Origin of the sequence: Sinimarinibacterium thermocellulolyticum, assembly GCF_040327995.1 — a bacterium.
GTDB classification, from domain to species: Bacteria; Pseudomonadota; Gammaproteobacteria; order Nevskiales; family Nevskiaceae; genus Solimonas; species Solimonas thermocellulolyticum.
The window spans coordinates 230,721-243,641 of sequence record NZ_JBEPIJ010000002.1 but is presented as its reverse complement, the minus strand read 5'-3'; the positions used below and the strand labels follow the sequence as shown (position 1 = coordinate 243,641).

Sequence of the window (12,921 nt, the reverse complement as noted above, 5' to 3'; positions counted from 1 at the left end):
CGGCTTTCACTTTCCATCACCGACCCTGCCGTCATGAAAGGATTTCTCAGACTGTTGTGCCTCGCGTGCCTGCCGTCGGTCGTGATCGCCGAAGTGCCCGCGCCGCCGGACATCGCCGCCACCAGCTACGTGCTCTACGACTTCGACAGCCGGCAAGTACTCGCCGAAAAGAATGCGATGCAGCGCGTCGAACCGGCGAGCATCACCAAAATCATGACCGCCTACGTTGCCTTCGACGAGCTGGCGCGCGGCCACGTGAGGCTGGACGACCAGGTCTTGATCAGCGAGAAGGCCTGGCGCACCGAGGGCTCGCGCACCTTTGTCGAGGTCGGCAAACGCGTGCGCTTCGAGGATCTGCTGATGGGCAGCATCGTGCAGTCTGGTAACGACGCGACGGTGGCGATCGCCGAGCACATCGCCGGCGACGAGGCGGTGTTCGCCGAGCTGATGAACAAGCACGCGGCGCGCCTGGGCATGAAGGACACGCACTATGTCAATTCCACGGGCCTGCCACATCCACAGCACTACACCACGGCCCACGACGTGGCCCTGCTCTCGGACGCACTGATCCGCGACTTCCCCGAGGACTACAAGCGCTTCGCCGTGCGCGAATTCACCTTCGGCCATCGCGGTGCGATTCGTCAGCCGAACCGCAATCTGCTGCTCGACATGGAACCGGGCGCCGACGGCATCAAGACCGGCCACACCGAGGCTGCGGGCTACTGTCTGGCTGCATCGTCAGTGCGCGACGGACGTCGTCTGATCACCGTGGTCATGGGCACCAGCGGCATGCGCGAGCGCGCCACGGCGTCCAAGGCGCTGCTCGACTACGGCTTCCGCTTCTACGAAAACATCGCCCTGTTCGGCGCGGACAAGCCGGTGTCGCGGGTCCGCGTCTGGAAAGGCGAGGTCGGCGAGCTGCCGGTCGGCGTCGCCGAGACGGTCGCGCTGTCGCTGCCGCGCGGCAGCGGTGATCGCCTGAGCATAGACCCGGTGGTCGAGGCGCAAGTGGTGGCGCCGATCGCCGCCGGACAGGTGCTCGGCACGGTGACGCTGAGCGTCGACGGCAAGACCTTGCGCACCTTGCCGCTCGTCGCCTTGCAGCCGGTCGCCGAAGGCGGCCTGCTGACCCAGATGATCGACACCGTGCGCCTGTGGCTCGACATCTGAGCGGACGATGATCGCAGCGCCGCGGGTGCGCCGGCTCGGCCTTTGCGAATACGCCGAGACCTTTGCGGCGATGCGTGCGTTCACCGACGCGCGCACCGCACAGACGCCGGACGAGCTGTGGCTGCTCGAGCATCCGCCGGTGTTCACGCAGGGCCAGGCCGGCAGGCCCGAGCACGTGCTCGCCCCCGGCGCGATCCCCGTGGTGCAGTCGGACCGCGGCGGTCAGGTCACCTATCACGGTCCCGGCCAGCTCGTCGTCTACGTCCTCGTCGACCTTGAGCGCCGCGGTTACGGCATCCGCAGCCTGGTCACCCGCATCGAGCAGTCGATGATCGACGTGCTCGCCGGCTACGGCATCGCCGCCCATGCCGATCCAAAGGCCCCGGGCGTCTATGTCGACGCCGCCGAAGGGCTGCCGGGGCGCGCGAAGATCGGTTCGCTGGGGCTGCGCGTGCGCCGCGGCTGTACCTACCATGGGCTCGCGCTCAACGTCGCGATGGATCTGGAGCCGTTTTCGCGCATCAATCCCTGCGGCCATCCCAACCAGCGCATGACGCAGATTTCCGCGCTCGGCGGGCCGGACCGGGTCGATGTCGTCGCCGACGACCTCTTGGTCCACCTGTGCCGCCGTCTCGGCGACGACGCCGCACCCGCGGTCACGGCAAACGATTGGGCCTCGGCTACAATCGGACGCTGATCCGTCCCCGACCGCCGACGGCCGCACATGCGTGGCCGCACGTGAAAATCCGCGATGAGCCGCATTGATCCGAATGATGACGTCCTCGTGCGCGTGCGCGGCCTGCGCTTCGGTTACGACGCGCGGCCGATCTACGACGGCGTCGACATCGACATCCGCCGCGGCCGCGTGACCGCGATCATGGGACCGTCGGGCACCGGCAAGACGACGCTGCTGCGCATCATCGGCGGCCAGTGGCGGCCCAGCGCCGGCAGCGTGCTGTTCGACGGTGAAGACGTGCACAAGCTCGGACGCCAGTCGCTCTACCGCCTGCGCAAGCGCATGGGCCTGCTGTTCCAGCACGGCGCGCTGCTGACCGATCTGTCGGTGTTCGAGAACGTCGCCTTTCCGCTGCGCGAACACACCCAACTGCCGGAGGCGCTGATCCGCGACATCGTGCTGATGAAGCTCGAAGCCGTCGGCCTGCGTGGTGCGGCGCAGCTCTATCCCGAACAGTTGTCCGGCGGCATGGCGCGGCGCGTGGCGCTGGCACGCGCGATCGCCCTGGATCCGGACATGGTCATGTACGACGAACCCTTCACCGGACAGGACCCGATCAGCATGGGCGTGCTGATGCGTCTGATTCGCTCGCTCAACGAGTCGCTGGGCATCACCAGCATCGTCGTCTCCCACGACGTCGAGGAAGTGCTGTCGATCTCCGACTACGCCTACATCGTCCACGGCGGCAAGGTGCTGGACCACGGCACGCCGGAGGCGATCCGCGCTTCCGAATCGCCGCTGGTGCGCCAGTTCCTCGAAGGCCGCTACGACGGGCCGATCGCCTTTCAGTACAAGACGGCACGCACGCTCGAAGGCGATCTGATGGGAGAGACGGCGTGAAAGTAAGTAGTTTCAAGTTTCCAGTTTCCAGTTTCCAGAAACAGCCGCCTGCGCCAGCAGCGCCACGCCGTGCTTCTACTGGTAACTGGAAACTGATCGCTGGAAACTGCCGCAGCGGAGCTGCGGCATGAACGGCATCTGGCAGGTCCTGTCGGGATTCCTCGCCGGTCTCGGCCGCGCCCAGTTTTTCCTGCTGACGATGCTCGCCGCGGTGCCGGCTGCGCTGCTGCGTCCGCGCCTCGTGGTGCAGCAGATCTATAGCGTTGGCGTGCTGTCGCTGATCATCATCGTGCTGTCCGGCAGCTTCGTCGGCATGGTGCTGGCACTGCAGGGCTTTCGCACGCTGGTGCGCTTCGGTGCCGAGGAGTCGCTCGGCGTGTTCGTCGCGCTGGTGATCGTGCGCGAGCTGGGGCCGGTGGTCACCGCGCTGCTGTTCGCCGGCCGCGCCGGTTCGGCGCTGGCTGCCGAGATCGGGCTGATGCGCGCCACCGACCAGCTCTCGGCGATGGAGATGATGGCGGTCGACCCGATGCGCCGCGTCATCGCGCCGCGCTTTCTCGCCGGATTGATCGCGATGCCGCTGCTGTCCGGCATCTTCTGCGTGATGGCGATCGGCGTCGCCGGCGGACATGCGATCGGTGTCGAACTGCTCGGCGTCGACGCCGGCAGCTACTGGTCGCAGATCCGCAGCAGCGTCGAGATCAAAGACCTCGTGCAGAGCTACTTCAAGGCGCTGGTGTTCGGCGCTGCGATCAGTTGGATCGCGGTCTACCAGGGTTATCACGCGGCGCCGACCTCGGAAGGCGTGTCGCGGGCCACGACCTCGACCGTTGTCGTGTCCTCGCTGTCGATCCTGGCGCTGGACTTCATCCTCACCGCGTTCATGTTCGGTTAACGGCCTCCACACGACCCTAGGACCACGCCCATGCAATCCAAAGCGCTGGAGATTCTGGTCGGCTTGTTCGTCTGCCTCGGCGTCGCCGCCATCTTCGTCCTGACGTTCCGCGTCGCCAGTCTCGACGGCGTCGGCGGAGGGTCCACCTACACGGTCACCGCGAAGTTCGGCAACATCGGCGGACTCAAGCCGGGTTCGGCGGTGACGATGGCCGGTGTCAAGATCGGGCGCGTGCGCGCGATCGAGATCGACCCCGAAACCTTCGAGGCGCGCGTGACGCTCGACATCTTCGAGCGCTTCGACCGCATCCCCGAGGATTCGAGCGCCAAGATCCTCACCGCCGGCCTACTCGGCGAGCAGTACATCGGCCTGGAGCCCGGCGGCATGGACGAGTTTCTGCGTGACGGCAGCGAACTGACGCTGACCCAAGGCGCGCTGGTGCTGGAGAACCTGATCGGCCAGTTCCTCGCCGGCCAGGGGGAGAGCGAAAACGACAAGCTCGCCGAAGCGATCGCCAAGCTCGCCGACGCGCTCACCGCATCCAAAGGCCCATCGACAGGAGAGGCACCGTGACGTTGCTGACCCGCCTGACCGCCGCCCTGACCGGCACGCTGCTGGCATTCGCCGCGCAGGCCGCCGCGCCCGACCAGATCATCCGCGACGCCACCGACGCGGTGCGTGCCGACATCGCCCAGAACGTGGCCACTTACCAGAAGGACAAGGCCGCCTTTTACGCGATGGTCGAGGACAAGATCGTCCCGCACTTCGATACGCCCTACATCGCCAAGGTCATCCTCGGCAACCACCTCAAGTCGGCCTCGCCCGAGCAGATCGCGGAGTTCGAAGCCGCGTTCAAGGACATGCTGATCCGCACCTACGCCGACCGCCTGCTCGAGTACTACGACTCGATCGAAATCGAAGTCAAGCCGGCGCGCCTGAGCGGCAACCGCGGCACGGTAGCGACCACCATCATCCGCAAGGAGCCGGGCAAGCCGCCGATCCCGATCGAGTTCTCGGTGCGCCAGCCCAAGGGCAGCGAGGAGTGGAAGATCTGGGACATCAAGGCCGAGAACATCTCGCTGGTGCTCAACTTTCGCACCCAGCTCGACGCCGAGATCAAGCGCAACGGCATCCCCAAGGTGATCGAGCGCATCAAGGCCGGGCAGCTCGTGGTCGGCGCCGAGACCGGCGACGGCACCCGATGAGGCTCGAAGCCGATGCGCTGAGCTTCGCGCGTGCCGCGCAAGGCTACGCGCGCGCCGACGCGCTGATCGCCGACGGACGCATCGAACTCGACGCCGTGCGCGAGGCTGACAGCGCCGGCATCGCGCTGCTGCTGGAGCTCAAGCGCCGCGCGCAACGCGCCGGGCGCCCGCTCGAATTCGTCGGTGCGCCGCCGCAGCTGCGCAGCCTGCTGGGCTTTTTCGGCGTCGCCCCGCTGCTCGGCATCGACGTGCCCCAGACCCACAAGCACACGGGGGACGGCACGACATGAAACCCTCTGCCGTGCGCGCGCTGCGCTGGTCATTCGTCTGCCTGGGGGCGGCGCTGTCCGCCTGTGCACACAACTCCCCGTACGAGCCGCTGGATCCGCTCGAGCGCATCAACCGGCCGGTCTACGCCTTCAACATGACCGCCGACCGCTACGTGCTGCGTCCGGTCGCCCAGGGTTATGCCGCGGTGGTGCCCGGGGTGGTGCGCACCGGCATCGACAACTTCTTCGACAACCTGTTCTATCCCACCGTCATCGTCAACGACCTGCTGCAGGGCAAGTTCGTGCAGGCTGCACGCGACACCGGGCGCTTCGTACTCAACAGCACCTACGGTCTTGCCGGGTTCCTCGATCCGGCGACACTGGTGGGCCTGAGCGAGAACGACGAGGATCTCGGCCAGACCCTGGGCCGCTGGGGCGTCGGCGAGGGCTGGTATCTGATGCTGCCCTTGCTCGGCCCCACCACCAACCGCGATCTGGTCGGCCGCATCGGCGACAACTGGACCGATCCGCTGCAGTACGTGGACTCGGTCACCGACTGGCAACGCGTCGGTCTCGCCGGGATCGACATCGTCGACGGCCGCTCGCGGCTGCTCGACTTCGACGACGTGCTGGAACAGCAGTTCGACCCTTACGTCTTCGTGCGCACCGCCTATCTGCAGCGGCGCCTGAACCTGGTCTACGACGGCGAGCCACCGCCGGAACTGCTCGAACCCGAGTTGCCCGAGGACTGACAGCGCCCGCGCATCGTTCGAACGCGCAGGCCGGGCCTCGCCGAGGCCGCGAGCGGTGACCGCCAAGCCGCGTCAGCTCACCCAGCGTCGCGCGTTCTCGAACATCCGCAGCCACGGGGTCGTCGCCGCGTCGCGCTTCGGCCACCACGAGCCGGTGACACCGTGCACGCTGCGTTCCGGATGCGGCATCAGGATGGTGACACGGCCGTCGGCGTTGCAGATCGCGGTGATGCCCTCGGGCGAGCCGTTGGGGTTGGCCGGGTAACGGGTCGCGACACCCCCGCGCGTGTCGAGGTAGCGCATCGCCACCTGGCCGCCGGATTGCAGCGCGGCGAGATCGGCAGGCTGCTCGAACACGGCGCGGCCTTCGCCGTGGGCGACGGCGATGGGCAGCTTAGAGCCTTCCATGCCGGCGAAGAACAGCGACTTCGACGGTAGGATCTCGACTTGCGACCAGCGCGCCTCGAACTGTTCGCTGCGATTGCGCCGGAACGCCGGCCAGGCTTGCGCGCCAGGAATGATGGACTTGAGCGCGGCGAACATCTGGCAGCCATTGCAGACGCCGAGGGCGAAGCGGTCCTCGCGCGCCAGAAAATCCGCGAACTCGTTGCGCGCGCGTTCGTTGAACAGGATGGTCTTGGCCCAGCCCTGGCCGGCGCCGAGCACGTCGCCGTAGGAGAAGCCGCCGCAGGCGACCACACCGGCAAAGTCGGCCAAACGCACGCGGCCATCGAGCACATCGGTCATGTGCACGTCGACCGACTCGAAACCGGCGCGGTCGAAGGCCCAGGCCATCTCGGCGTGGCTGTTGACGCCCTGCTCGCGCAAGATCGCGACCTGGGGTCGCCGTGAGACGTGAGGCGTGACGTTTGAGACGTCGAAACTCGGCTGCACGATCAGGCCGCGATCGTCGGCCGCGCCGACCGCCTCGAACTCCTCGCGCGCGCAGTCGGGGTCGTCGCGCAGCGCCGCCATCCGGTAGCTGAGTTCGGACCAGGCCTTGTGCAGGCCCTCGCGCGCGGCCGCGAACAGGCCTTCGATGACGAGCGTATCGCTGCGATTGGGCGCACCGATGTCGTGTACCGCGAGCCCGGCATCAGCGAACACCGCGCGCACCGCGGCGGCATCGTCTGCGCGCACCTGCACGACGAAGCCGAGCTCCTCGCTGAACAGCGCGGCCACGGGATCGTGGCCCAGCGCGGCGATATCCACACTGATGCCGCAGTGTCCGGCGAAGGCCATCTCGGCGAGCGTGACGAACAGGCCGCCGTCGCTGCGGTCGTGGTAGGCGAGCAGCCTGCCCTCGGCATTGAGCTGTTGGATCAGCGCGAACGCCGCCTTGAGCTGCCGCGGATCGTCCAGATCCGGCGGCACATCGCCGAGCTGTGCGTAAACCTGGGCCAGCGCCGAACCGCCGAGCCGGTGTTTGCCGTTGCCCAGATCGACCAAGAGCAGGCGCGTGTCGGCGTCGGCGACGAGCTGCGGCGTGAGCACGCGGCGCACGTCGGTAACCGGCGCGAACGCGGAGACGATCAGCGACAGCGGCGCGGTCTGCGAGCGCGTCTGGCCGTCGTGCGTCCACACGCTTTTCATCGACAGCGAATCCTTGCCCACCGGAATCGCGATGCCGAGCTGCGGGCACAGTTCGGCACCCACGGCCTTGACCGTGTCGAACAGGCGCGCGTCCTCGTCGAACTGACCGCAGGCCGCCATCCAGTTGGCCGACAGGCGGATGTCTTCGATCTTCGCGATCGGTGCCGCGGCGATGTTGAGCACCGCCTCGGCCACCGCCATGCGCCCGGACGCCGGACCGTCGAGCAGCGCCAGCGGCGTGCGCTCGCCCATCGCCATCGCCTCGCCGGTGATGGATTCGAAGCCGGTCGCGGTCACCGCGCAGTCGGCCACCGGCACCTGCCACGGCCCGACCATCTGGTCGCGCACGGTCAGGCCGCCGACGCTGCGATCGCCGATGGTGATCAGGAAGTTCTTCGACGCGACCGCCGGCAGGGCGAGCAGGCGCTGCACGGCTTGCGCGACGTCGATCGCCTTGGTGTCGAGCGGCGCGACGCGCGATGGTGCGCGCTGTGTGTGTCGCTGCATGCGCGGCGGCTTGCCGAGCAACACCGGCATCGGCATGTCGACGGCCGGCTCGCCGAGCTCGCGATCCTCGACCAGCAAGCGCTGCTCGGCCGTGGCGACGCCGACCACCGCGTACGGGCAACGCTCGCGTGCGCACAGCGCGGCGAACCGCTCGAGGTCCTGCGGCGCGATCGCGAGCACGTAACGCTCTTGCGATTCGTTGCACCAGATTTCCATCGGCGAGAGCGCCGGATCGGCGCAGATCACGTCGCGCAACTGGAAGCGGCCGCCGCGGTCGTCGGCGTGCACCAGCTCCGGCAGCGCGTTGGAGATGCCGCCGGCACCGACGTCGTGGATCGACAGGATGGGGTTGTCATCGCCCAGCGCCCAGCAGGCGTCGATGACCTGCTGGCAGCGCCGTTCCAGCTCGGGATTGGCGCGCTGTACCGAGGCGAAGTCGAGCGCGGCGCTGCTGCTGCCGGTGGCCATCGACGACGCGGCGCCGCCGCCCAGACCGATCAGCATCGCCGGCCCGCCGAGCACGATCAGTCTGGCGCCCTCGATCACCGGCCGCTTGCGGACGTGCTCGGCGCGAATGTTGCCGTAGCCGCCGGCGATCATGATCGGCTTGTGGTAGCCGCGATTGCGGCCGTCCGGCGTGATCAGCTCGTAGCTGCGGAAGTAGCCGGCGAGGTTCGGCCGGCCGAATTCGTTGTTGTACGCGGCCGCGCCGATCGGCCCTTCGAGCATGATCTGCAGCGCGCTGGCCATGCGTTCGGGCCTGCCCTGCGCGAGCAACTCGGGCTGCTGCTCCCAGGGCTGGACGAAGTCCGGCACGCGCAGGTTCGACACCGAGAAGCCGCACAGTCCGGCCTTGGGCTTGGCGCCGCGTCCGGTCGCCGCCTCGTCGCGGATCTCGCCGCCGGCGCCGGTGCCGGCCCCCGGATGCGGCGAGATGCCGGTCGGGTGGTTGTGCGTCTCCACCTTCATCAGGATGTGCACCGCTTCGTCATGGCGACGCCAGATGCGATCGGCGTCGGCGAACCAGCGCATGCCGTGGTGCCCCTCGATGACGGCGGCATTGTCCTTGTACGCCGACAACACGCCCTGCGGCGTCGCCGCATACGTCATGCGGATCATGCCGAACAACGAGTGCGGCTGGGTTTCACCGTCGACGGTGAACTCGGCGTTGAAGATCTTGTGTCGGCAGTGCTCGCTATTGACCTGCGCGAACATCATCAGCTCGGCGTCGGTCGGGTTGCGCCCGGCAGCACGGTAGTGCTGCACCAGATAGGCGATCTCTTCGTCCGACAGCGCCAATCCCCAGTCGCGATTGGCGGCGACCAGCGCCGCGGCACCGCCGCCGAGCACGTCCACCCGGCGCAGGCCGCGGCGCGGCTGCTGGTCGAACACGTGCTGCAGATCGGACGCGCGCGTGAGCACCGACTCCATCATCGGATCGTGCAGTAGCGCCAGCGCCGCCTCGGGGATCGCGGTGACGCCGTGCAGGCGAAAGACGCGACCCAGCTCGATGCGGCGCACGCCAGCCAAACCGCACACGCGCGCAATGTCCGTGGCCTTGCTCGACCACGGCGAGGTCGTGCCCAGGCGTGGCACGACGTAGATCAGCGCGTCGGCGGCTTCGATTGCATCCGGCCCCGGCCCGAGCAGGCGGCGCAGCGCATCCGTGCCGACGCCATCGGCGTCGATCAAGTAAAGATCGCGCGCATCGAGTCCGGTGAGTCCCGGGACATACGACCGCAGCGCGTCGATCAGGCGGGCAATGCGAAAGGCCGAGAACGACGCGGCGCCGGGCAAGACGGTGACGGACATGAAGATCCTTGGCTCGAAATCGCCGGCGGCGGGCCGCCGGACTGCGCGGGGCACATTTTCGCACGTTGCGCCCGCGCCGGCCGCAGGGGCTTCGGCCTCAGACGAGCTCGCGCCAGTCCAGACCCGCATCCTGCTGCGCGCAGACGATCCACGGCGCGTCGGTCTCGATCGCCTCGACGACGACGCGCCGCGCCAGTTGCGGACAGTTGTTGGTCTCCGACAGATGCGTCAACACCAGATGTTGAAGTCGCGACACCGGGTAACCCTCGAGCAGACTGGCCGCCTGCGCATTCGACAAATGCCCGCGGCTTCCGCCGACACGGCGCTTGAGCGCGTCCGGATACGGGCCGTCCGCGAGCATCTGCGGATCGTGATTGCATTCGAGCATCAGCGCATCGCAGTCGGCGAGCATCGCGCGCATGTGCGGGGTGATATGCCCGGCGTCCGACAGGATGCCGAGGCGGCGCGTGCCTGCGGCGATCACGTACTGGCAGGGCTCGCGCGCATCGTGCGGCACGGGGTACGGCTGGACGTCGAGCGCGCCGATGCGAAAGCGCTGATGCGGCGAGAAGCGCAGCGCATGCGGCACCGCGCGATCGCGCCAGGCCGCGTAGGAGCCGTGCGTCATCCACACCGGGATGCGATGGCGCCGCGCCAGGCGCGCCACGCCGCCCAGATGATCACCGTGTTCGTGCGTGACCAGAATCGCATCCAGCGCCTTAGGCTCGACGCCGAGCCGCTGCAGGCGCTGCTCGGTCTCGGCAAGGCCGAATCCGCAATCGATCAAGATGCGCGTGCCGCCGGCTTCGACCAGGGTCGCATTGCCTTTGGACCCGGATCCGAGCATGGCGAAGCGCATCACTTCTTCGGATCGCCGCCGAAGTTGTAGACCGGAAACGGCGTGACTTTGGAGCCGGAATCGGCGCCGCCGACGATGCGCGCCGGGCCGCGCTTGCTGACCTCGTCGATGCGCACCACCGCGTGCACCGGAACGAAGAAGCGCTCCACGTCCGCGAACTCGCGCTTGAGCTTCTCCTCGCTGGTGTCGACCACCACCGTGGTCTTCTCGCCGAACACCAGCTTGCCGATCTCGACGAAGCCGAGCATGCCGCCGTGACTGACCTCGCGCGCATAAAGCTCGTAGACCTGGCCTTGGTTGATGAAGGTGACGCGGTACAGGCGGGACTTGCTGGACATGGGGGACGATCGGACACGGACCGCCGAATTCTAGCGGCCCAAACGCCAACGGGGCGCCGTAGCGCCCCGTCGGCATCCACGCGATGCGCGATCAGCGCCGCACGCTCACGGCCAGGCCCTTGAGCGTGACCGGAGAGGCGCCACCGATCGGGCCGCTGCCGATCTGCGTCGCCGCACCGGTCTGCAGGTTGATGCGGTACAGATTGCTCGCACCGCCGACCTCGAGCGCCGCGAAGCTCACCGTGTTGCCGATGTTGACACCCGCGGCGGTCACACCGGCACCGCCGATGATGTCGAAGCCACTGTTGCCGGACGCGGCGCTGACGCCGAGTGCGCCGACCACGACCTGGGTTCCATCGTTGGGCGGGTTCTGGAACTTGAGCTCGTTGCTGGTCGTGTCGATCACATACAGACGCGTCGACGTCGCACCGTCGAAGTTCTGCGTGTAGGCCGCCGCGGCACTGTCGCCGACCGGATTGACCGCGCCGTCGGTCACCACGTTATAGCCCGCGGTATCCGCCGGGAACGGCAGGCGCAAGTTCTGGTTGGCGTCGTTGACGATGCGCAGCGCGTTCGGCACCGGGTTGAAGTCGATGCCGAAGTCGGTCGCACCGGCGTCGAAGGCGAGCATCTGCCCCATGTTCGCCGGAATCGCGGTGGCGACGCCGGTCATCGGATCGACCTCGTACAGCGCACCGCCGTTGGTGGCCGGATTGCGCGTGACCAGAGTCAGGGCACCGGTGCGTGGACGAATGTCCATGCCGACGACGGTTTCGCCGGCGCCCAGGCCCGTAATCGCCACCGGAGCCGAGACGCTGGCGACGCCGGCGGCGTTGGGCACGAATCGGACCAAGGCATCGGCCGTGGTCAGGCCATAAGCGATCGCCGGCTGCGGCGGCGGAATCGCAAGACCCACGGCGCGCTCACCCGCCGCCGTCGGAATCGTACCGATGCAGCTCGCCGCGCCGCTGCCCAGATCCACGGCGTACAGGCCGGTGGACGGCGCACCGGCGACATTGAGCGCCGCCAGCGCCAGCCCGCTGACGCCGTCGATGTCGAAACCGGCATCCGCATCGAAATCCACGCCGAGCTCACCCACCGTGACCAAGGCGCCGGCGTTGGGATTGGTCACGCTGTCGATACCGCCCTGGGTGACCAGGGTATTGGCCGTCGCATCGAGGTTGTAGAGCGTGGTCAGCGGCGTGCCGGCGAAGTTGTTGGTGTACGCCGCCGCCACCACGTCGGCCGTGGGCGCGAGCGTGGTATCGACATTCACCGTGTAGCTCATGCCACCGCTGCCGCTGAAGACTATGCGGTAGTTCTCGTCGTTGTCGCCGACGATGCGCAGCGCCCCCGGCACCGGATTGAAGTCGACGCCGTAGCGGTCGCCGTTGAGCGTCAGGCTCGTCGCACCGACCCGTGTCAGGCGCGTCACCTCACCCGTGAGTGGGTCGATGCGCACCAGCGCCCCCAGGGTGCCGACGCGGGTGAGCGCGATCAACGCGCCGTCGGCCGGACGAAAATCGATGCCGAGAATCGCCTCACCGGCTGCGAGGCCGAGGATGGACACCGTATTGCCGGCGCTCATTGACGCCGGCGAGAAGCGCAGCAGCTTGCCGTCACTGGTCAGTGCGACCACCACCGGCGCCAGGCCGGCGGGCAGCGGACTGACCGGCGTGCACGCCGCCTCCAGTTCGGCAGGACCAGGCCCTTGCGGACCTTGGGGGCCCTGCGGCCCTTGTGGACCGGCTGGGCCGGCCGGGCCACGGTCGCCCTCACAGGCGGACAAGGCGAGCGCCACGACGAGCGCGGCCGCCGCGTAACCGCGGCGATGGGTCGATGTCGTTCTTTGCATGATGCGAGCTCCTGTCGTGTCATCGGAATCGGGCGGGTGACGCGATGCTGCATGCATCTCCCCGTTACAGCCTACGCGCGGCTGACGCGT

General features: G+C 68.1%; 12 protein-coding genes. 8 read left to right on the top strand and 4 right to left on the bottom strand.

Features of this window, described 5'->3' with window-relative positions; translation table 11 throughout:
- Positions 1-33 precede the first annotated feature (33 nt).
- The 8 genes from ABSH63_RS02995 to ABSH63_RS02960 all read left to right on the top strand — a co-directional run bounded on the left by ABSH63_RS02995 (position 34) and on the right by ABSH63_RS02960 (position 5,867).
- On the top strand, positions 34-1,170 hold the full coding sequence (locus tag ABSH63_RS02995; RefSeq protein ID WP_352887301.1) for a D-alanyl-D-alanine carboxypeptidase family protein: 1,137 nt from the start codon (positions 34-36) through the stop codon (positions 1,168-1,170).
- A gap of 7 nt (positions 1,171-1,177) precedes the next feature.
- Positions 1,178-1,867 (top strand): lipoyl(octanoyl) transferase LipB, encoded by a 690-nt coding sequence (gene lipB / locus ABSH63_RS02990; RefSeq protein WP_352887299.1) that lies wholly within the window; start codon positions 1,178-1,180, stop codon positions 1,865-1,867.
- 54 nt (positions 1,868-1,921) lie between these two features.
- Positions 1,922-2,746, top strand: a complete 825-nt coding sequence (locus tag ABSH63_RS02985; protein WP_352887297.1) for an ABC transporter ATP-binding protein — start codon at positions 1,922-1,924, stop codon at positions 2,744-2,746.
- A gap of 127 nt (positions 2,747-2,873) precedes the next feature.
- A complete protein-coding gene (gene mlaE, locus ABSH63_RS02980; protein WP_352887296.1) occupies positions 2,874-3,641 on the top strand; it encodes a lipid asymmetry maintenance ABC transporter permease subunit MlaE in 768 nt (255 codons plus the stop codon).
- A 30-nt stretch (positions 3,642-3,671) separates the two neighbouring features.
- Positions 3,672-4,214 (top strand): outer membrane lipid asymmetry maintenance protein MlaD, encoded by a 543-nt coding sequence (mlaD, locus tag ABSH63_RS02975; protein ID WP_352887295.1) that lies wholly within the window; start codon positions 3,672-3,674, stop codon positions 4,212-4,214.
- On the top strand, positions 4,211-4,846 hold the full coding sequence (locus tag ABSH63_RS02970) for an MlaC/ttg2D family ABC transporter substrate-binding protein (protein WP_352887294.1): 636 nt from the start codon (positions 4,211-4,213) through the stop codon (positions 4,844-4,846). Before mlaD ends, ABSH63_RS02970 begins: the two co-directional genes overlap by 4 nt.
- Positions 4,843-5,136 carry an STAS domain-containing protein gene (locus tag ABSH63_RS02965; RefSeq protein WP_352887292.1) on the top strand — a complete coding sequence of 98 codons (294 nt, stop codon included), beginning with the start codon at positions 4,843-4,845 and terminating at the stop codon, positions 5,134-5,136. Before ABSH63_RS02970 ends, ABSH63_RS02965 begins: the two co-directional genes overlap by 4 nt.
- Positions 5,133-5,867 (top strand): MlaA family lipoprotein, encoded by a 735-nt coding sequence (locus tag ABSH63_RS02960; protein ID WP_352887290.1) that lies wholly within the window; start codon positions 5,133-5,135, stop codon positions 5,865-5,867. The genes ABSH63_RS02965 and ABSH63_RS02960 overlap by 4 nt, the downstream gene beginning before the upstream one ends.
- A 72-nt stretch (positions 5,868-5,939) precedes the next feature.
- Here ABSH63_RS02960 and purL read toward each other — a convergent pair whose 3' ends face one another.
- The 4 genes from purL to ABSH63_RS02940 all read right to left on the bottom strand — a co-directional run bounded on the left by purL (position 5,940) and on the right by ABSH63_RS02940 (position 12,831).
- Entirely contained in the window at positions 5,940-9,779 is a 3,840-nt protein-coding gene (purL, locus tag ABSH63_RS02955; RefSeq protein ID WP_352887289.1) for a phosphoribosylformylglycinamidine synthase, read from the bottom strand.
- Positions 9,780-9,876: 97 nt separating this feature from the next.
- Positions 9,877-10,638 carry an MBL fold metallo-hydrolase gene (locus ABSH63_RS02950; RefSeq protein ID WP_352887287.1) on the bottom strand — a complete coding sequence of 254 codons (762 nt, stop codon included), beginning with the start codon at positions 10,636-10,638 and terminating at the stop codon, positions 9,877-9,879.
- Complete coding sequence (locus tag ABSH63_RS02945; RefSeq protein ID WP_352887285.1) at positions 10,638-10,976, bottom strand: DUF1820 family protein; 339 nt, start codon at positions 10,974-10,976, stop codon at positions 10,638-10,640. The genes ABSH63_RS02950 and ABSH63_RS02945 overlap by 1 nt, the downstream gene beginning before the upstream one ends.
- A 91-nt stretch (positions 10,977-11,067) precedes the next feature.
- A complete protein-coding gene (locus ABSH63_RS02940) occupies positions 11,068-12,831 on the bottom strand; it encodes a DUF4394 domain-containing protein (protein ID WP_352887284.1) in 1,764 nt (587 codons plus the stop codon).
- Positions 12,832-12,921: the final 90 nt, after the last annotated feature.

Coding starts and splice junctions, on each gene's coding strand:
- ABSH63_RS02995 (WP_352887301.1), top strand. CDS start 34: ATGAAAGGATTTCTCAGACTGTTGTGCCTCGCGTGCCTGCCGTCGGTC.
- lipB (WP_352887299.1), top strand. CDS start 1,178: ATGATCGCAGCGCCGCGGGTGCGCCGGCTCGGCCTTTGCGAATACGCC.
- ABSH63_RS02985 (WP_352887297.1), top strand. CDS start 1,922: ATGAGCCGCATTGATCCGAATGATGACGTCCTCGTGCGCGTGCGCGGC.
- mlaE (WP_352887296.1), top strand. CDS start 2,874: ATGAACGGCATCTGGCAGGTCCTGTCGGGATTCCTCGCCGGTCTCGGC.
- mlaD (WP_352887295.1), top strand. CDS start 3,672: ATGCAATCCAAAGCGCTGGAGATTCTGGTCGGCTTGTTCGTCTGCCTC.
- ABSH63_RS02965 (WP_352887292.1), top strand. CDS start 4,843: ATGAGGCTCGAAGCCGATGCGCTGAGCTTCGCGCGTGCCGCGCAAGGC.
- ABSH63_RS02960 (WP_352887290.1), top strand. CDS start 5,133: ATGAAACCCTCTGCCGTGCGCGCGCTGCGCTGGTCATTCGTCTGCCTG.
- purL (WP_352887289.1), bottom strand. CDS start 9,779: ATGTCCGTCACCGTCTTGCCCGGCGCCGCGTCGTTCTCGGCCTTTCGC.
- ABSH63_RS02950 (WP_352887287.1), bottom strand. CDS start 10,638: ATGCGCTTCGCCATGCTCGGATCCGGGTCCAAAGGCAATGCGACCCTG.
- ABSH63_RS02945 (WP_352887285.1), bottom strand. CDS start 10,976: ATGTCCAGCAAGTCCCGCCTGTACCGCGTCACCTTCATCAACCAAGGC.
- ABSH63_RS02940 (WP_352887284.1), bottom strand. CDS start 12,831: ATGCAAAGAACGACATCGACCCATCGCCGCGGTTACGCGGCGGCCGCG.